This window comes from Nesterenkonia populi (assembly GCF_007994735.1).
Classification (GTDB): domain Bacteria; phylum Actinomycetota; class Actinomycetes; order Actinomycetales; family Micrococcaceae; genus Nesterenkonia; species Nesterenkonia populi.
On record NZ_VOIL01000001.1, the window covers coordinates 2,194,470 to 2,211,603 of the forward strand.

A 17,134-nucleotide genomic window follows, 5' to 3' on the forward strand; every position below is an offset into this window, starting at 1 on the left:
ACGCCTGAACGGCTTGTCAAGGGTTAAGGTGTCCTCCGTGACTCTCAATATTTCTGTGATCGGTACTGGATACCTGGGCGCGACCCATGCCGCCTGCATGGCGGAGCTGGGCTTCGACGTCCTCGGCGTGGACGTGGACCCGGAGAAGATCGACGCGCTCTCCCGCGGCGAGCTGCCCTTCCACGAGCCCGGCCTGCCCGAGCTGATCCGCAAGCACGTGGACTCGGGCAGGCTTCGGTTCACCGCTGAGGTCTCCGAGGCCGGCTCCTGGGCCGATGTCCACTTCATCTGCGTGGGCACCCCCCAGGTCAAAGGCGGCACCGGCGCGGACCTGACCTACGTGGACGCAGCCACCGCCGGCCTGGTCGAGTCCATCACCAAGGACTCCCTGGTGGTCGGCAAGTCCACCGTCCCGGTCGGCACCGCCGCCCGCCTCTCCCGTCTGGTCGCCGAGACCAAGAAGGACGGCCTGAACGTCTCCCTGGCCTGGAACCCCGAGTTCCTGCGCGAGGGCTTCGCCGTCGAGGACACCCTGCGGCCTGACCGCCTGGTGGTCGGCACCGGCTCCGAGGCCGACGAGGCCGTGCTGCGCGAGGTCTATGCCGAGGTCCTGGGGCGCGAGACCCCTTGGATCTCCACCGACTTTGAGACCGCAGAGCTGGTCAAGGTCGCAGCCAACGCGTTCCTGGCCACCAAGATCAGCTTCATCAACGCCTTCGCCGAGGTCACCGAGAACGTCGGCGGCAACATCACCACCCTGGCCGACGCGATCGGCTTCGACACCCGCATCGGCCGCAAGTTCCTCAACGCCGGGGTCGGCTTCGGCGGCGGCTGCCTGCCCAAGGACATCCGTGCTCTGCAGACCCGCGTCGGAGAGCTCGGCCTGGACCACAGCATGAAGTTCCTCGACGAGATCGACCAGATCAACCTGCGCCGCCGCAAGAAGGCGGTGGCCCGGGCCTTCGAGCTGCTGGACCAGGACATCGTCGGCAAGAAGATCGCCGTGCTGGGCATCACCTTCAAACCGCTCTCCGACGACGTCCGCGACTCCCCCGGCCTGGACGTGGCCGCTCGGCTCTACAACGCCGGCGCCGATGTGGCGGTCTTCGACCCGGAGGGCAACCCCAACGCCGCCAAGCGCTATCCCCGCCTGGGCTACGTCGACAGCCTCACCGAGGCGGTCAAGGACGCCGAGGTCGTGATGCTCACCACCGAGTGGAAGGAGTTCAAGGCGCTGACCCCCGCGGACCTCAACGACCTGGTCGCCTCCAAGAGGTTCGTCGACGCCCGCAACGTCCTCGACGCCAAAGAGTGGGAGAGCGCCGGCTGGACCTTCACCCAGCTCGGCCGGAAGTTCGAGGGCTGACCTCAGCTTTCAGGGAGTCCCAGCCCGGTGTGCTCGTGCCGAAAGGCGCAACCACACCGGGCTCTCCTGCTTTCGGGGCGGCCGCGGCGCCGATGCGGGCGAATCCTTCGGGAATCTCCGCCTCGGGCGGGAAGGTGGCCAGCAGGCTGTAGTCCTCTCCCCCCGCCAGCACCCATTCCAGCGCCAGCCGTTCGTCCTTCTCCAGGCCCTGTGCGGCGGCGGTGAGCTGCTCGGCCCGCGCCCACAGGGGCCCCTCCTCCAGGAGGAGGCGAACGCCTGAGGCTCTGGCGAGCCTGCCGGCGTCGCGCATCAGACCGTCGGAGAGGTCCATCCCGGCGGTGGCCCCGGCGATGACGGCGATCCGCCCTTCGACCAGCGGCGGAGTCGGTCGCTTCTGGGCGGCGAGCGCCCGCCGGACGGTGGGGTCTGCGCTCCAGTGCTCGGGGTCCTCGGATGCCAGCTGCGCTGCCGGGTCTTCAAGCAGGGCGAGCCCGGCGGCGGCGTAGCCGAGGTTTCCGGCGACGGTGAGAATGTCGCCTGGCCGTGCGCGGTCGCGGCGAAGCCCCGGCTCTCCGGGCAGTCCGGGGATCTCTGCGGGGAGCTCCCCGACGGCTGTGATCGTGACGGCGATGGTGTCGCCGGAGCCGAGGTCGCCTCCGGCGATGACGCAGTGCTCGGCTCCGGGCTGGGAGCATGCGCGGATGACGCCCCTGAAGAAATTCTCTGCCCAGTCGACGGTGAGAGCGCCGGGCAGGGTCAGAGAGATCAGCAGGGCGGCGGGCTCTGCGCCCATGGCGTTGATGTCAGAGAGGTTCTGGGCGGCGGCTTTGGTGCCGATGTCCTGCGCCTGTTCGGCGGGATCGGACCACCAGGCGCGCCGGAAGTCCTGGTCCTCGCTCATGGTGTCCGTGGTCATGACGACCCGGCTCCCGGCGCTGGGGGTGAGCACGGCGGCGTCGTCGTTGCCCGGACCCAGCTCGAGCCCGGCCTGGCCGCGCGCGGTGTTGAACGGCTGGATGACGTTCATGATCGCGGAGAGGACGCCGTCCTCTCCAGCCTCGGCGAGGGTGCGGGCAGCGGTGCTCATGCCCATTTGAGCCATTTGTCGGCGATGGCCTGGTCGACGTCGACGCTGTGGTGGCGGGCTAGCAGCAGCAGCTGGCCGAGGACGTCGGCTAACTCGGTCTCGAAGGCCTGGCGTCGCTGGGCCTCGGTGGTGCCGCGGTCACGGCCCATGCCGTGCAGGTCGATGAATGCCTGCGTGAGCTCGCCGACCTCCTCCTGCAGTTTGAGCATGAACCATTCGCTGCTGCGGTCGATGCTGTTGTTCTCGGCGTACCGCCGGGAGATCGGTTCCAGGGCCTCGGCTACCTCAGTGATCTGCATCGGGCCAGCGTATCCGGCAGACTGATGCGTATGCTGTTCGGTTCGGTGCATCTCATTCTGCTGGGCCTCACCGCTCTGTCGGCGGCCCTGACGGTCTGGGGTGCCCCGCGGCTGTCCCGTCCGGAGGCTGTCTTCAGGGTCTCCGGCTGGGTTCTGCTGGCCTCGTCGGTGTTCTACACGGTGTGGCTGCTGCTGCCGCCGAACTTCAGCCTGGGCGATTCGCTGCCGCTGCATTTCTCGGATGCGCTGCGCTTCACCTGTGCCGTCGCGCTGATCATGGGGGCGCGGTGGGCGGCGGCGATCGCGTATTACTGGGGGCTGACTCTGAACTCGCAGGCGCTGCTGACTCCGCATCCGAGCATGCTGGAGGGCCTGTCGGTGAACATGGTGTTCTACTGGGCGCTGCACATTGCGGTGCTGCTGGTGCCGCTGGCGCTTCTCCGCACGGACTACCGGCCGCGCTGGCGAGATTTCGGCGTTGCCTACGGCGGTGCCGCGGCATGGACAGCGCTGACCATGCCGATCAACCACGTATTGGGGACCAACTACGGGTTTCTGAACCGCCCGCCGGACGGCGGCTCTCTGATCGACCTGCTGGGACCCTGGCCGCTCTATGTGATGTGGCTGGCGGTGCTGGTGGCTGCGGTGTGGGCTGTGATGACATGGCCATGGACTCGGCGCGCAGCGCGGCAGGATTACGATGAGCAGGATGTCTCAGCCTCCTTGGATGCGCTCCGCCGCGGGCGCAAACGTCTATGACCATGACTCCGGCACCGTCCTGCCGACCATCTATGAGCGCACTACGGCGACGGCGAATCAGCACGGAGCAGTGAACCTGGGCCAGGGGTTCCCTGACCAGGAGGGCCCGGCATGGCTGCGGCAGCTGGCCGCTGAGGCTGTGGGGACCGACGCTGGGCCGTCCAACCAGTACCCGCCGGGGCTGGGGTTCCCGTGGTTCCGCGAGGCCGTGGCGGAGCATCAGCGCCGCTGGTACGGCGTCGACCTGGATCCTGCCGACCAGGTGATGCACGCAACGGGTGCCACCGAGGCGATCACCGCGTCGATCCTTGCGTTCGCTGAGCCCGGCTCGGAGGTTCTGGCCTTCGAGCCGTTCTACGACTCCTACGGGGCCGTGGTGGCCCTCGCGGGGGCGGAGCTGCGGACGGTGCCCCTGCGCGCCCCGGACTTCCGCCCCGATGTGGCTGCGCTGCGGGCAGCGATCAGTGAGCGGACGTCGATGATCCTGGTGAACACCCCGCACAATCCGACCGGCACCGTCTTCACCGATGCTGAATGGGAGGAGATTGTTCGCCTGGCTCGCAGGCACGGCGTGGTCGTGATGTCTGATGAGGTGTACGAGCACCTGGTGTTCGACGACGCTGCCGCGCCTCATCGGACAGTCCTCAGCGTCGCAGGGGCCGAAGAGGTGGCGGTGGCGATCGGCTCGGCCGGAAAATCGTTCTCGGTGACGGGGTGGAAGGTCGGGTGGCTGACCGGGAGCCCGGAGCTGGTGAATCGCGTGCGCGGGGTGAAGCAGTTCCTCAGCTTCTGCTCGGGCCCGGCCTACCAGTTCGCCGCCGCGGAGGGCCTGCGGGACGACCGTGGGTTCTTCGTAGAGAACAGAGCCCGCCTGAGGGAGGGCCGGGATCGGCTGATGGAGGGGCTCGCTGAGGCTGGCTTCAACGCCTTCGCCGCGGAGGCGGGCTATTTTGTCCTGGCGGATGCCCGCCAGCTTACGGAGCGTCCCGCAGCGGAGGTTGCCGTCGAGCTGACCCGGGATGCCGGCGTCGCGGCCATCCCGGTGTCCTCACTGACTCTGCCGCGGACGCAGCAGGAAGCCGAGGACGAGCTCAACCACCTGCTGCGCTTTGCCTTCTGCAAACGTCCGGAGACGCTTGAGGACGCGATCTCTCGGCTGCAGGCCTGGAGCCGACGGCGGTGAGGAGTGGGGCTGCCCTGCTCCTCAGCAGCCTCCAGGTGCACAGCCTGCCTATTCGGAGAGGAACTGTGTCAGCGCGGAATTGAACTCTTCGGCGTGGCTGGCGTTGAAGCCGTGGGGGGCGCCGTCGATGACGCGGAGCTGGCTGTGGGGCACCGCTGCGTGGGTGCGCTGACCCGAGCCTTCGAAGGGCACGGTGGCGTCAGCGCTTCCGTGGAGAACCAGGGTCGGCACAGTGATGGCTTTGAGGTCCTCTCGGAAGTCGCTGGTGCCGAAGGCCTCCATCGCTTTGAGGGCGGCGGACTTGTCAGCCTGACGGGACTGCTCGATGGCTTGCTGCCGCACGTCTTCGCTGACAAGGGGCTCGGTCGTGCCGGCGGCGGAGAAGAATTCCCGAGTGAACTGGTCGAAGAACGCCTCAGGGTCCGCCTCGAGCTGTGAGGACATCTCCTGAGCCGTGGCCTCGTCCAGCGGACCGTCCGGGTTGTCCTCGGACTTCATCATCATGGGCGTCACAGCGCCGGCGAAGACCACGCTGTGCAGGCGCTCCTGGCCATGACGGGCGATGTAGCGGGCCACTTCGCCGCCTCCCATGGAGAAGCCGACGAGGGTGACGTCGCGCAGGTCCAGCTCTTCAAGAAGACCTGCGAGGTCGTCGGCGAGCGTGTCGTAGTCGTATCCGCCGCCGGGCTTGTCGCTGCGCCCGAAGCCGCGGCGGTCATAGGAGACCACCCTGTAGCCGGCCTGGGCGAGGGCAGGTTTCTGCTCTGCCCATGAGTCGGCGTTGAGGGGCCAGCCATGGATGAGCACGACGGGCCGGCCTGTGCCTCCGGTGTCGCCCACGTGGACCTTGACGTCTTTGAGCCCAAGGAATCGTGTGTTCACTGCAGCTTCTGACATGACATCGTCCTTTCCGTTGACGAGATGACATGTGCAGATTACTGGGGGCACATCTGCGCCCGCTGAGCAGGGACTGGAGGGAATCCTGATCACCCATGGGCGAAGCTGCGGCACGCCACGCCGGTGCTGCCGATGACGCCAGGTCCGTGACGCAGCTGACGGCGTGAGCTGCTCACGGTCGAGGGCACTCAGCCTTTGGCCCTCCTGTGCCGCAATTGCGCCGCCGCGACGCCGGAGAGGCAGATGGCACCGCCGATCAGGGCAAGCGGCGGAGGCACCTCCCCCAGCGTCAGAAGCGAGAGCACGATCACTACTGCCGGGACTGCCAGCGATGCGGAGGCGACCTTGCCGGTGGGGAAGCGGGTCATCGCGTAGCCCCAGAACCAGAAGCCCAACGCGCTGGGACCGATGCCCATGTAGATCGCCGCCCACAGCGTGGGCGTGGAGATCTCGTCGAATCCGCTGATGGTGGCCGGGAGGAACGGCAGCAGGGCGATGGTTCCCGCGAGACATCCGAGCCATGTGGTGGTGAGCGGGTCGAGCTCACGCAGCACGAGCTTCTGAAGCAGCATTCCGGCGGCGTAGAAGACGGCAGCCCCGAAGGCGAGGAGCAGTCCCGCCGCTGCCAATTGGCCGACCCCTCCGGCAGCTCCGATCAGGGCGATTCCTGAGAGGGAGACCAGCATCCCGATGAAGAGCGGGCGGCTGAACGCTTCTTTGAAGAACACCACGGCCCCGATCCCGACAAGGAGGGGCGCAAAGTTGACGACGAGGGCCACGGTGCCGGCGTCGAGGTAGTGGCCGGCCCAGTTGAACAGGACCGTGTAGAGCCCGAACCAGAGGGCTCCGAAGGCGGCGGCGAAGCCGAGGGCGGTCCGGCTCGGCTTCGGCGGACGCCCTCGGTGCATGGTCAGCGCCAGCACGGTGAGGGTCAGTGAGGCGGCGATGAGCCTGATCAGCGCGAACGGCCCCGGGTCGATGCTGGGGGCGGCCCACCGGGTGACCACGAAGGTGGAGGCCCACATCAGCACGGGGGCAAGGATCGCCAGCAGGGGAATCACGAGTCTCGGAGCGGGAGGCGCAGCAGAAGCGCCGGCAGAGGAAGTCTGAGTCACGGGAACATCTTCGCCAGTGGCTTTGTACAGCACAAGCGAACGTTTCTGCATCTTCATTCAGTGATGCTTTATATTGTGTGGATGGTCGACCTCACACGTCTTCGCACGTTCCGTGCCGTGCTCGCCGACGGCTCTGTTCACGGAGCCGCAGCTCAGCTGGGCTACACGCCCTCAGCTGTCAGCCAGCAGCTTCAGGCCCTCCAGAAGGAGGTCGGGCTGGACCTCTTGGAGCGCAATGGCCGGGGATTGGCGCCCACGGCCCTCGGACGGACCTTTGCTGATGAGGCGGAGCGGCTGCTTCAGGAGGCCAGCCGCCTCGAAAAGCTCACGCAGGACCTGCGCGGCGGCCGGACGGGGTCACTGTCCGTCATGCATATCAGTTCGGTGGGGGCAGCCTGGATGCCCGGAATCGTTGCAACTTTGGCCCGTGAGTTTCCGCAGCTCCGGCTCGACCTTCACCTCTGGGAGCTGCAGCATGGCACGCAGGCCCGCGACGTGGAGGTCTATATTCGCGAAGCCGGGGCCAGCTCGTCGCCTCATCACCAGGGCGACGGATACGAATCTGAGGACCTCCTCACGGAGCCGTACGTAGCCGTGCTCCCCGCAGCCCATCCGCTCGCGAGTCGGAGGGAGGTCTCTCTGCCCGACCTTCAGGAGGAGACGTGGGTGGACAACGACCTCACGGACGGGGCGTGCCGCCGGATTCTGATCGACGCGTGCGCCGCCAGCGGTTTCATCCCCGCGTTTCAGGTGGAGACGCAGGATCATGCCACTGCGGTGGCGTTCGTCGAGGCTGGGGCTGGTATTACGGTGATGCCTCGGCTCAGCTACCTCTCCGCCCGGGCGAACCCTGATCTGGTGTCCGTGGTGGAGCTGGCCGACCCTACACCTGTCCGCACCATTGCTGTTCGCGCCAAGAAGGCCCTGGCCCACACGCCGCCTGTATTGCGCCTGAAGGAGCTGCTCCGTTCCCAGGCAGGGCAGTCGCACTAGCGCCGTCAGCTCCGCGAGGGTCAGCTGCGGGCGAGGCGTTCGATGTGGGCTGCGAGCTGGTGGGGCCCGGTCTTGTTGGGTTCGTGCTCGGTGAGTGTGAGTTCGACGACCTCGCTGTGCGGGACCCGCTGCACGACGTCGCGGGCTGGCTTCCGGTGGGGCCTGTCGATGGTGCCGACGGCGAAGGTGACACGGCTGGTGATGCGGTGGAGCTTGGGGCGCAGGTCGAGGCTGGCGTACATGCGCATGATGCTGCGGACTTTGTGGGGGTCGAGCCGGCGTCGGGTGCGCAGCTGCATGAAGATCCGTGCGGCGGGGTGGGCGCGCAGCAGAAGCGGTCCGGGCCAGCGCCGGGGTTTGATCTGCCCGCCGGCGAGCAGGTATTTGCGGTGAGGGCGGGGGTGGTCGATGGCGTGCCGGGCTGCGATCACGGCCCCGTAGGAGAGTCCGACGATGACGACGTCGTCGCCCCCGTCGATCCGCTCCTCCAGCTCCGCGGCGGCCTGCTCGAGGGAGAGCTCCTGATCAGGTCCGAACCCGAGCTGGAGGGCGTCAACGGGCTCAGCGGCAATGTCCGGGGGCAGATGCTGGAGCACCTTGGACCAATCCTCAGGGTTCTGAGCCAAGCCCTGGAGCAGAAAGACTCTCCGCGTCATAGGGCTCCCAACCTATAGCAAGGGCAGCGGAGGCCGCGTCACGCTCTACACGATCAGGTCGGCTGTAGTGACCACGGTTGCGAACTCACCATGGAGGTTGGTTGCTGTGACTTCGCTCAGCACTCCAGCGGAGATCTTCTGCCCCTCGGGGCTGGTCCGGTCAAAGGTGTGAGTGGCGTCGAGGGCGAAGAGCACGTCGTACCCGAGATTGCCGCCCACTCTGGCCGTGGTCTCACAGCAGTGGTTGGTGGTGATCCCACAGATCACCAGCTCATGGAGGTTGTTCTGCTGGAGCCATGCGTGAAGATCTGGGGTCCCGTGGAAGCTGGAGTTCACGCTCTTGGAGACGAGAAGGTCCGGCTCACCCGTGATGACGGGTTGGAAAGCGTTGCCGGGACTGCTGGGGTGCAGCGGTGAGTCGGGGCTCTCCGAGTCATGCCGAACGAACACGATGGGCCGGCCGGCAGTTCTCCACGTCTCGATCAGAGCCCCTATGTTGCTCTCGCACTCAGGGTTGTTCCGTGGACCCCAGAAGTCAGCATCTTTGAACCCTTGCTGAACGTCGATGACGACAAGTGCGCCCCTTTCGCTTGCAGTCTCTCCCATGTGGGTAGCGTACGCCCGCCGGCCAGAGACCGGCTCGCCCACCCTGGCCTGAAGCTCTTCTCACCCAGCTTTACCGCATCCGCCATTCGAACCACTGGCGGAGCACTTCTTTGGTCTCAGGCGTGGCGTTGGCGGCATCAAGATGATCAAGGGTGATCCACCGCGAGGAGGTGTGTTCGTCGGAGAGCCTCACTTCTCGTCCACGAAGCGGCACTGAGACCGTGAACTGCCGGGTCATGCGCCGTGAACGGGACTGATAATCGAATGCTGCGATGAAATCTGGGTCTACGTGCTCGGCACCGAACCCGACTTCTTCCTCCAGCTCCCGGTGCAGTGCTTCGTTCAGCGTCTCGGAGCCTTCCACTCCCCCGGATGGAACCTCCTCCAGTCCCGGCAGGAAATCGTCTTCAAGGCTCCGAGTTACCAACAGTGCATGGCCCTCATCGTGAATCACCGCCCCCACGACAAACTTTCGGGTCCCGTCTGTCTCAGCTCGTTTCCGCAGGTCTTCTTGCAGCACGGTTCTTTCTCCACTCCTTAGATAGTGCCTCCTGGGCACGCTACCGGCCCTGCCCTCTCTTCGTAACGGTCTTGACCTGAGGTACGAGCGGTCCGTCCAGATCGGCGCGGCTCGAAGCGCCCGCAGACCTTCAGATCACTGTCTTTGAGGAGTTAGAAACAATGGAATCGCGCAGACGCCGCCCAGGTTTCAGCCGCGAGACAGAGACATAGCCATAGTGTGGGGTGGCCTGAGAACAGGCCGCCCCACACGTACGCGGAGGAACTGTCCATGAATTCAGAACACCATTTCTATGAGCCCAAAGATGGGCACGGCCTGCCTCATTCACCCTTCAACGCCATCATCGCGCCCCGTCCCATCGGCTGGATCTCGTCTCAGGGGACTGACGGAGTGCTGAATCTGGCCCCATTCAGCTTCTTCAACGCCTTCAACTACACCCCGCCCATCATCGGCTTCGCCAGCAACGGGCCCAAGGACACTCTTGCCAATGCTCAGACCAGCGGCGAGTTCTGCTGGAACCTGGTCACCGCCGAACTCGCCGAGGCGATGAACACCAGTTCCGCGGCAGTGCCGGCCGAGGTTGATGAGTTCTCCCTCGCCAGAGTGACACCCGCGGTGTCGCGCATCGTGAACGTGCCGCACGTGGCTGAAGCCCGCGCCGTGTTCGAATGCCGCACCACCCAGGTCATCCCACTGCTGACCGCATCCGGTGCGGAGACTGAGACACGTGTTGTCTTCGGAGAGGTGGTCGGGGTCCATATCGACAATGCCCTCCTCCAGGGAGGTATTTATCAGACGAAAGCGGCAAGCCCGATTCTTCGGGGCGGAGGCCCTTCTACCTACTTCACGGTCACGGCAGAGAACGAAAGCACAATGGACCGCCCTTTACCGCCGTGAAATTTGGGCCATACTCCTTACCGCGGAAGGGCAAAGCCACCCTGCTAAACTCACAACCATGACCCTCAAGTGATCTTCGTCATTTCCCGCGTCTGCGGCGCTGCGCGCCCGGTGGGACACCGCGTCACTTCGAAGGTCTGTTATGTCTGCATCCTCTTTTCCTCACGCTGCATCTCACGTGCGGGTCTCTGGGGTTTCTCACTCGTTCGGTGACCGTCGTGTGCTCACTGACATCTCCTTCACTGTCACCGGTGGAGGGTCCAGTCGGGCTCATCGGAGAGAACGGCTCAGGTAAGTCCACACTGCTGCGCATCCTTGCAGGACTGCTCGACCAGGACGGCGGGGAGGTCCATCTCAGCTTCCCCGGTGTGCAGAATCCTCGCATCGGTCTTCTGCATCAGGAGCCGCCCTTCTCTCCTGCAGCCACCGTCTCAGACGCCATTGAGGACGCTGCAGCACCGATCCTCGAAGCTGCCAGATCAGTGGACAGCGCAGCACGGCGCCTGGCTGACGCTCCAGACAAACCGGAACTTGCTGACGAGTATGCACGAGCTCTCGAACATGCAGAGCAGATGGATGCGTGGGGAATCGATGCTCGAATCTCACAGATGCTTGCAGGAGTAGGACTGGCCGAAGTCCCTGTGGAGCAGCCCACTGGTGAGCTCTCGGGAGGACAGCGTGCGCGGCTTTCCTTGGCTTGGGTGCTGCTCAATGCACCGGACCTGATGCTGCTGGATGAGCCCACAAACCATTTGGACGATGACGCCGCTTCTTATCTGCGCGCCGTTTTGGCGTCTTGGAGCAGCCCCGTGCTCATCGCCAGCCACGACAGGGCGTTCCTGGACGAAGCCGTCACCTCCCTGGTCGACCTCGATCCCTCCCCTGTGCCGCATGAAGTCTCTGCGCCGCTGCTGCAGGACGGTTCCGGGACAGGAATCGGCATCACCCGCTTCACCGGCACTTACACCGAGTACCTGAATGCTCGTCTCGATGCCCGAGAACGCTGGGAACGCCAATACCAGAATGAACAGGCTGAGCTGAAGCGCCTCCAAGCCTCCGTCAGGGGGAGCCAGGCAGTTGGACATGAGAATTGGACACCTCGCTCTGAGGCCCGCATCGCTGCGAAGTTCTACGCTGATCGCAACGCTAAGACTGTGAGCCGCCGTGTGAACGACGCCCGGGCTCGGCTCGAAGAGCTTGAGAAGAACCAGATCCGTAAGCCTCCCCAGGAGTTGAGGTTCCGCGGGCTGACCGCTGCCCGACCAGAGGGGGGTGCACAGCATCGCGGCCACGATTCGGTGCTCTCGGTTTGCGAACTGATGGTGGAGCATCGTTTGGCTCCCATATCCTTCACTCTCGGAACTGCTGAAAAGCTCCTTGTCACCTGCACCAACGGCTCAGGAAAGTCCACCCTTCTCTCTGTCCTCATCGGAGATGCTGCTCCGGACGAGGGAGCGCTCCAGATGGATGGCGATGTCCGTGTGGGGATGCTCCGCCAGGAAGTGCACCTGCCCGATCTGAAAGAGCGCGGAGCGGATAGAACCGTCCAGCAGACCTACGAAGATCTCGTCGGGCAGCAACGTGCCACGGAGGTCCCCGTGTCGACTTTCGGGCTCCTCCACCTGAGAGACCACCAACGTCCGGTGAACCTGCTCAGCACCGGGCAGCAGCGACGGCTTGAGCTTGCCGTGCTCCTGGCAGACCCGCCGGACCTGCTGCTGCTCGATGAGCCGACGAACCACTACTCCCTGATGCTGGCCACACAGATGGAAGCCGCGATTCCCACGTATCCCGGAGCTGTCATCGTCGCCTCCCACGACCGATGGCTGCGCCGCACCTGGCAGGGCAGCTGGTTGTCTCTGACGGCGGAGCACTGACCTTCATCAGTCTCTGACCTGCCTCAGTGGGAGGCACGCGACCCTGCTGTCAGGCCGGGAGCGTGCGGTACCGGGCTGCGATCCACATGCTTCCCAGTGCAAGAGCCACGGCTGGGACGAGCAGCACGTTATGCGGGTCGATTTGATCCGCGAGCAGCCCAGCCATGGCGTTCCCAGCAGCGTGGGACAACAGTGTCACTGCTACCAGTGCGGAGTAGCCCCGGGCGAGGTGGGCTTTCGGGACGACATCGTCCAGCAGGGAAGACTGCAGGATCGACACGGGTGCCCTCATTGCTCCGCCTAGAAACATAGCGAAGACCAGCAGCCAAGGCTGCGCTGCGACGACGAATATGAGCACTGCGACGACCACGACCATTGACTGCGCGAGCAGCATTTGAGTCCGTCTCTGTCCACGCCACCTGCGTGAGCCGAACCCCAGGGCCGCCAGCATCTCTCCCAGGGCGAGCGCGCCGAACGCCGCCCCAGCGACAGCAGCCACCCCTGCTGATGTCATAACGCCCGGAACCGCGACGTTGGTCACTCCCACGGCCAGCCCAATGCACCCAGCCGAGACCAGAAGAGTCCGCAAGCCCGAGGAACGCACAGCCTCGGGACCAGGCCCCTGGCCCAGCGGAGCAGCCTTGTTCTGAAGTTCCCTGCCACCGGCGAACGAGAAGATCAGTGTGGCGGCGATGATCAGCACTGCGGCGAGGACCACTGCTATCTCTGCTCCATGCAGAAGCATCGCACCCGACACCACAAGCGGACCGATGGTCATTGCTCCCCGAAACAGAACAGACAGCAGCGCATAGGACGCTCCACGAACGGTGTCTTCCGCACATACCTCTGGGATCCAAGAGCGCACTGCCGTCGTGATCGCAGGCACCGAAATTCCAGCAGTGGTGACCGCCGCCCCGATGATCCATAACGGGCCATCATGAACACCCACTCCGACGAAACCAAGCAGAGCGAAAGCACAAGTGCCGCCAGCAGCCAGGACAACCTTGCGTGAGCCGAATCTGTCGATGAGCGAACCTTGGAGGCTCAATCCCACAGCGTTCCCGAGTCCGAACAGCCCACTGAGCAGACCTGCCGCTCGCAGTTCGCCAGTCCACTCTTGGACGCACAGCACGATAGCCAGAGAAAGCATGCCGAGCGGCAAGGAACTGAGAAAGACAGCGGCGAGTCGCGACCGAGCATGAGGGGTGCGGAGAATGTGTGCGTAGGCTCCGAACAAGGCATACCTCCATGAGTATGCCCACCCACCCGGGAGCCTCACTCCCAAACGAGACTCATACGCCGAACGGCGTGAGCCCGTATTACGAGATTAGCATGGGGAGGAAGGGGCTCCTCGGCCTCGACCCAGTCGCCCTCGCCTGTCGCCTCAACACGTAGAGTCATAGCATGGTGTCTGCAGAGTCTGAGGCCCAGTGGATCGTGGACAAGCTGGAGCCTGTCCTTTCCGAAGGTCTCCTGGGACTGTATATCTGCGGTTCGGCTGTCCGGGGAGAACAAGGGCCGCACAGCGACCTGGACCTCATTGCTCTAACCCATGAGACCCTGACGATCAACGAGCGCCAGCAACTCACAAGGACTCTTCTCCAAGTATCTGGGTGGGCTGGGCATGAACAGACATTTCCCGAAGCAGCGCATCGTCGCCCCGTGGAGTTCACCACTTTCGTGCTCAAAGACATTGAACGCTGGCAGTACCCGCCGACAGTGGACTACCGATACGGCGAATGGCTGCGTGCAGAGCTTGTGGCAGGAGGGGTGCCTCGACCACACGAAGATCCGGATGCCACGCTCTTTCTCGAAGACGCCCGACAGAATAACCAGACAATCTCCGGGCCCGAGCTGCAGAACTTCCTGTCGCCGCCTCCTTCTGGATCCTTAGCCCGCGCGTGTCAAGATACTGCCCCATTGCTGATGGAGGAACTGGGCGAAGATACGCGAAACGTTCTGATGACCCTGGCGCGGATGGCGGTGACGGTCTCCACAGAGACGATCGTCTCCAAAGACCATGCAGCCAGGGTTACTGCGTCACGGCTGCTGCCAGCAGATGCCGACCTCTTACTGCGGGCCGTTGCCGAATACCGAGGTATCACGTCCGTTGACTGGCGCAAAGAAGCATCCGCGGCTAGAGGGCTTGCGGGACGGCTCTTGAGTCTGGTCACATCCACAGGATGAAATGCTGGGAATGATGAAGGGCCGGCCTAGGCCGCAGCGGGTCCCGCTCCACCGAGCACTCCATCTCTGGAACGCTGCAAAATCTCCACCATGGAACCCCGCTGCTCCAAGCGGCGGGTGTTGATGGCCACGCCCTGCACCAGATGCTCCTTGAGCCGTTCAATGGCTCAGATGCGGAACTTCGTGACGGTAGCGGACTTCAAGCGGTAACCCACCGAGATAAGCATGTCGAGGCTGTAGTAGTTCAGGTCACGACCAACCTGCCTTGCACCCTCAGTGCGGACTGTCCGAAATGTCCGGACACTTGACTCGGGCTTCAGCTCGCCCTCTCCGTATACGTTCTGGATGTAGGTCGCTGATGTTCTGCTTCGAGCTGGACAACAGCTGCACAAGCTGAGCCTGTGTCAGCCCTACAGTCTCGCCCCTCAACCGCACATCGACTCGGGTTGCCCAATTTTCTGCGGTGTAGAGCAGGATCTCACTGTCGGGCGTTGATGACGACCGTTCAGGCATTGCTGGCTTCTCCTCTACCCATGGCAAGTCGGCAAGTCCTCGATGTCTTCAGCCGCATGATCGGGGGCTGGCAGGCATCACCTCGCTGCGCATGGATCTGGCCGCGGATGCCCTGAACATGAGGCTGTGGGTGCGCCGTCAGGCAGGCCAGAACCTCAAAGGACTGGTGCATTACAGCGACGCGGAGTTCAATATCGAGCAGTTCGCTACACCGAGCCCCTCGATGAGAAAGAGGTCGTTACCTCGGTGGAGTCTCAAGGCGGCAGCTACGACAATGCGATGGATGAGGCGTTCAATTCGCTGTTCAAAGCCGAATCCGCCCGCAACCCAGTGATGCGGAAGTCAGGATGGCGTGGGATCAACGATGTGGAGAGCGCAGTGGCCGAGCACATCGGCTGGTACTACCACCGAAGGCTCCACGGCGAGATCGGCCACATTCCGCCGCTGAAACCGAGGCGGCCTACTGGAGCAGACACCCGGTCGGTCAGTGTTCTCAAGAACATCCAGCACCCGCTGGAATCCAGTAATCAGAGTCTCTACCAATCCCTGGGTGCTTCACTTCACCTGCAGCAGCAAGGAGTCCTAGCCTCGCGAGCGGCAAGTCGTGATCTGGCATGTTTCGGCATCGAGGGTCTCGGCGGTCCTATCGAGGACTTCGGAATGGTGAAGCATGATCGCCATGCTGCTGGTTGAGGCCCATTCTCACAGATGGCCTGTGGGACGTTGGTCGCTCAGACGCAGACAGGGGCCGGTACCGTATAGAGCAGGTGCCGGCCCCCGTTGCAGTCGGGGCAGTGTTCAACTACCGGTCGGCAGAGATCTGTTCACCGGCCCGCACGACAGGATGCTTATCTACAGTCTCCGCCTCAGCGGGCAGTGAGGGCGGTTCCGCTCCGACCTTCTGTCCGAGTGTTTTTGCCAGCAGCAGGTAAACTACGATGCTTGCAGCCATAGCGGGGAGTCCGAAGATCCAGTTCGGGAATGCAATATCGGCGATGATGCCAACCGCCAGGCCCACCAGAACACCGACGATGGCCGCTGTGTTCACCGTGCTGCGGCGGTTCATGCCGTAGCCTACGCCCCGGCGCATAATGAAGTACTCGGCAATGATCACAGCGCCTACCGGCGGAACCAGCAGACCGATGGCATCAAGGACCAGTCCCACATCGCCAATCACACCAGTGACTGCTAGGAACAGTCCGATCACGGTGCCGATGGCTCCCGCGACTCTCCACGTCACGCCGAGGAGTGCGTTGGAGAATCCCATTGATGCGTTGTAGAGGCAGGCGTCTGCTGTGGACCAGGTCGACAAGATGGCGATGGCTGCCAACGGCAACACCGTGGTCAGCTCCGTGGAATCCAAGAAATAGACAACTTCCGGGTCATCAATAGCTGCGGCGATCAGTGCGCCCAGCACCATGAACGGCGCGTTGGAGGCCAGGAAGGCCACCCCGGTCACTCCCACAGCCTGCTTGCCAGTCTTTACGAAGCGGACAATGTCACCAGTCATCGTCCCGGAGACGGCGAAGGTGGCCCAAGCCATGCCCACACCGGCGAGGAAAGTGATCTCGCCAGTGCCCTCGGCAACGAGGATGTCCCCGCCAGCGGGAATCACACGAGTAGCCACGTAGTAGATGACGAAGATCACCATGGCCGGAATGGCAATCTGCCGGATCAGCGCCATAGATTTGATCCCGAAGATCACTGGCAGGGAGTAGGCCAGGCCGACTAGCAGGGCGATAATTCCCACGACGGCGGTGCTCTCGATCCCGAAGGCTAGGCTGAGGATGTCGGCGGTCAGCCAAACGTGGAAGCTGTACCAGCCGGTGACCAGAAGCCCGAGGATGAGGATCGGAAGCCATCCGCCCCGGGAGCCGAAGGTAGCTTTGACAGAGAGGGGAAAGTTCAGCCCCCACTTGCCCGCACCGTAGCCCAGGGCTGCGGCATAGAGGAAAAGCAGAAAGTTCCCAAGCAGGATCGCGATGATCCCGTCGATAGTGCCCAGGCCCTGCTGGATGGTGCCGCCGATGACGGCGCAGATGAAGGCGATGCCGAAGCCTGACCAGACCCAAGCGGGCTTGGCGAAGCCGAGCCGGGCGCCTGCAGGCACGGGTCTGGTGTTGAACTCCTCCGCGTCAGCGGAGGTCGCGGTGGATGGGGAGTGATCTGACATGGTTCC

The 17,134-nt window shown here is 64.2% G+C and carries 18 protein-coding genes; 8 read left to right on the forward strand and 10 right to left on the reverse strand.

Translation table 11 applies throughout. The features are described 5' to 3' along the window. Positions 1-37 precede the first annotated feature (37 nt). On the forward strand, positions 38-1,366 hold the full coding sequence (locus FWJ47_RS10190; RefSeq protein WP_147107736.1) for a UDP-glucose dehydrogenase family protein: 1,329 nt from the start codon (positions 38-40) through the stop codon (positions 1,364-1,366). On the opposite strand, the gene thiL is transcribed toward FWJ47_RS10190, so the two are convergent. Then, positions 1,335-2,453, reverse strand: coding sequence for a thiamine-phosphate kinase (thiL, locus tag FWJ47_RS10195; RefSeq protein ID WP_170228553.1), 1,119 nt, complete (start codon positions 2,451-2,453; stop codon positions 1,335-1,337). The genes FWJ47_RS10190 and thiL overlap by 32 nt on opposite strands. Then, on the reverse strand, positions 2,450-2,752 hold the full coding sequence (locus tag FWJ47_RS10200) for a MazG nucleotide pyrophosphohydrolase domain-containing protein (protein WP_147107742.1): 303 nt from the start codon (positions 2,750-2,752) through the stop codon (positions 2,450-2,452). The genes thiL and FWJ47_RS10200 overlap by 4 nt, the downstream gene beginning before the upstream one ends. Before the next feature lie 30 nt (positions 2,753-2,782). On the opposite strand from FWJ47_RS10200, the gene FWJ47_RS10205 reads away from it, so the two are divergent. Both FWJ47_RS10205 and FWJ47_RS10210 read left to right on the forward strand, forming a co-directional pair. Next, positions 2,783-3,511: a YwaF family protein gene (locus FWJ47_RS10205; RefSeq protein ID WP_170228554.1), complete on the forward strand. Its 729-nt coding sequence runs from the start codon at positions 2,783-2,785 to the stop codon at positions 3,509-3,511. Next, positions 3,462-4,694, forward strand: coding sequence for an aminotransferase class I/II-fold pyridoxal phosphate-dependent enzyme (locus FWJ47_RS10210; protein ID WP_246126264.1), 1,233 nt, complete (start codon positions 3,462-3,464; stop codon positions 4,692-4,694). The genes FWJ47_RS10205 and FWJ47_RS10210 overlap by 50 nt, the downstream gene beginning before the upstream one ends. Before the next feature lie 48 nt (positions 4,695-4,742). Here FWJ47_RS10210 and FWJ47_RS10215 read toward each other — a convergent pair whose 3' ends face one another. Both FWJ47_RS10215 and FWJ47_RS10220 read right to left on the reverse strand, forming a co-directional pair. Next, positions 4,743-5,591, reverse strand: coding sequence for an alpha/beta fold hydrolase (locus tag FWJ47_RS10215; RefSeq protein ID WP_147107751.1), 849 nt, complete (start codon positions 5,589-5,591; stop codon positions 4,743-4,745). A gap of 188 nt (positions 5,592-5,779) precedes the next feature. Further along, the gene (locus FWJ47_RS10220) at positions 5,780-6,706 is read right to left on the reverse strand and encodes a DMT family transporter (RefSeq protein WP_170228555.1); all 927 of its coding nucleotides are present in this window, start codon (positions 6,704-6,706) and stop codon (positions 5,780-5,782) included. Positions 6,707-6,787: 81 nt separating this feature from the next. On the opposite strand from FWJ47_RS10220, the gene FWJ47_RS10225 reads away from it, so the two are divergent. Then, entirely contained in the window at positions 6,788-7,699 is a 912-nt protein-coding gene (locus FWJ47_RS10225; RefSeq protein ID WP_147107757.1) for a LysR family transcriptional regulator, read from the forward strand. A 20-nt stretch (positions 7,700-7,719) separates the two neighbouring features. Here the strand turns inward: FWJ47_RS10225 and FWJ47_RS10230 are convergent, their stop codons facing one another. From FWJ47_RS10230 to FWJ47_RS10240, 3 genes are all read right to left on the reverse strand, one after another. Continuing rightward, a complete protein-coding gene (locus tag FWJ47_RS10230) occupies positions 7,720-8,355 on the reverse strand; it encodes an alpha/beta fold hydrolase (protein WP_147107760.1) in 636 nt (211 codons plus the stop codon). A 45-nt stretch (positions 8,356-8,400) separates the two neighbouring features. After that, the gene (locus FWJ47_RS10235) at positions 8,401-8,961 is read right to left on the reverse strand and encodes a cysteine hydrolase family protein (RefSeq protein WP_147107763.1); all 561 of its coding nucleotides are present in this window, start codon (positions 8,959-8,961) and stop codon (positions 8,401-8,403) included. A 70-nt stretch (positions 8,962-9,031) separates the two neighbouring features. Next, positions 9,032-9,481: an NUDIX hydrolase gene (locus tag FWJ47_RS10240; RefSeq protein ID WP_170228557.1), complete on the reverse strand. Its 450-nt coding sequence runs from the start codon at positions 9,479-9,481 to the stop codon at positions 9,032-9,034. Positions 9,482-9,751: 270 nt separating this feature from the next. Here FWJ47_RS10240 and FWJ47_RS10245 point away from each other — a divergent pair, with 270 nt between their 5' ends. Together FWJ47_RS10245 and FWJ47_RS10250 are read left to right on the forward strand one after the other, a co-directional pair. Continuing rightward, the gene (locus FWJ47_RS10245) at positions 9,752-10,378 is read left to right on the forward strand and encodes a flavin reductase family protein (protein WP_147107768.1); all 627 of its coding nucleotides are present in this window, start codon (positions 9,752-9,754) and stop codon (positions 10,376-10,378) included. Positions 10,379-10,629: 251 nt separating this feature from the next. Next, a complete protein-coding gene (locus FWJ47_RS10250; RefSeq protein ID WP_246126266.1) occupies positions 10,630-12,255 on the forward strand; it encodes an ABC-F family ATP-binding cassette domain-containing protein in 1,626 nt (541 codons plus the stop codon). Positions 12,256-12,304: 49 nt separating this feature from the next. Here the strand turns inward: FWJ47_RS10250 and FWJ47_RS10255 are convergent, their stop codons facing one another. After that, positions 12,305-13,534: an MFS transporter gene (locus FWJ47_RS10255; protein ID WP_281289247.1), complete on the reverse strand. Its 1,230-nt coding sequence runs from the start codon at positions 13,532-13,534 to the stop codon at positions 12,305-12,307. Positions 13,535-13,659: 125 nt separating this feature from the next. Here FWJ47_RS10255 and FWJ47_RS10260 point away from each other — a divergent pair, with 125 nt between their 5' ends. After that, on the forward strand, positions 13,660-14,442 hold the full coding sequence (locus tag FWJ47_RS10260) for an aminoglycoside adenylyltransferase domain-containing protein (protein WP_147107774.1): 783 nt from the start codon (positions 13,660-13,662) through the stop codon (positions 14,440-14,442). Positions 14,443-14,609: 167 nt separating this feature from the next. On the opposite strand, the gene rhuM is transcribed toward FWJ47_RS10260, so the two are convergent. Then, positions 14,610-14,834: a RhuM family protein gene (gene rhuM, locus FWJ47_RS12445; protein WP_147107777.1), complete on the reverse strand. Its 225-nt coding sequence runs from the start codon at positions 14,832-14,834 to the stop codon at positions 14,610-14,612. 400 nt (positions 14,835-15,234) lie between these two features. Here rhuM and FWJ47_RS10270 point away from each other — a divergent pair, with 400 nt between their 5' ends. Beyond that, on the forward strand, positions 15,235-15,648 hold the full coding sequence (locus FWJ47_RS10270) for a hypothetical protein (protein ID WP_147107781.1): 414 nt from the start codon (positions 15,235-15,237) through the stop codon (positions 15,646-15,648). A gap of 109 nt (positions 15,649-15,757) precedes the next feature. Here FWJ47_RS10270 and FWJ47_RS10275 read toward each other — a convergent pair whose 3' ends face one another. Next, complete coding sequence (locus FWJ47_RS10275; protein ID WP_147107784.1) at positions 15,758-17,128, reverse strand: cytosine permease; 1,371 nt, start codon at positions 17,126-17,128, stop codon at positions 15,758-15,760. Positions 17,129-17,134: the final 6 nt, after the last annotated feature.

Bases quoted from the DNA above. Each gene is read 5' to 3' on its own strand.
- FWJ47_RS10210 (WP_246126264.1), top strand. From the start codon at position 3,462: ATGTCTCAGCCTCCTTGGATGCGCTCCGCCGCGGGCGCAAACGTCTAT.
- FWJ47_RS10225 (WP_147107757.1), top strand. From the start codon at position 6,788: ATGGTCGACCTCACACGTCTTCGCACGTTCCGTGCCGTGCTCGCCGAC.
- FWJ47_RS10205 (WP_170228554.1), top strand. From the start codon at position 2,783: ATGCTGTTCGGTTCGGTGCATCTCATTCTGCTGGGCCTCACCGCTCTG.
- FWJ47_RS10200 (WP_147107742.1), bottom strand. From the start codon at position 2,752: ATGCAGATCACTGAGGTAGCCGAGGCCCTGGAACCGATCTCCCGGCGG.
- FWJ47_RS10275 (WP_147107784.1), bottom strand. From the start codon at position 17,128: ATGTCAGATCACTCCCCATCCACCGCGACCTCCGCTGACGCGGAGGAG.
- FWJ47_RS10230 (WP_147107760.1), bottom strand. From the start codon at position 8,355: ATGACGCGGAGAGTCTTTCTGCTCCAGGGCTTGGCTCAGAACCCTGAG.
- thiL (WP_170228553.1), bottom strand. From the start codon at position 2,453: ATGAGCACCGCTGCCCGCACCCTCGCCGAGGCTGGAGAGGACGGCGTC.
- FWJ47_RS10270 (WP_147107781.1), top strand. From the start codon at position 15,235: ATGGATGAGGCGTTCAATTCGCTGTTCAAAGCCGAATCCGCCCGCAAC.
- FWJ47_RS10235 (WP_147107763.1), bottom strand. From the start codon at position 8,961: ATGGGAGAGACTGCAAGCGAAAGGGGCGCACTTGTCGTCATCGACGTT.
- FWJ47_RS10215 (WP_147107751.1), bottom strand. From the start codon at position 5,591: ATGTCAGAAGCTGCAGTGAACACACGATTCCTTGGGCTCAAAGACGTC.
- FWJ47_RS10245 (WP_147107768.1), top strand. From the start codon at position 9,752: ATGAATTCAGAACACCATTTCTATGAGCCCAAAGATGGGCACGGCCTG.
- FWJ47_RS10260 (WP_147107774.1), top strand. From the start codon at position 13,660: ATGGTGTCTGCAGAGTCTGAGGCCCAGTGGATCGTGGACAAGCTGGAG.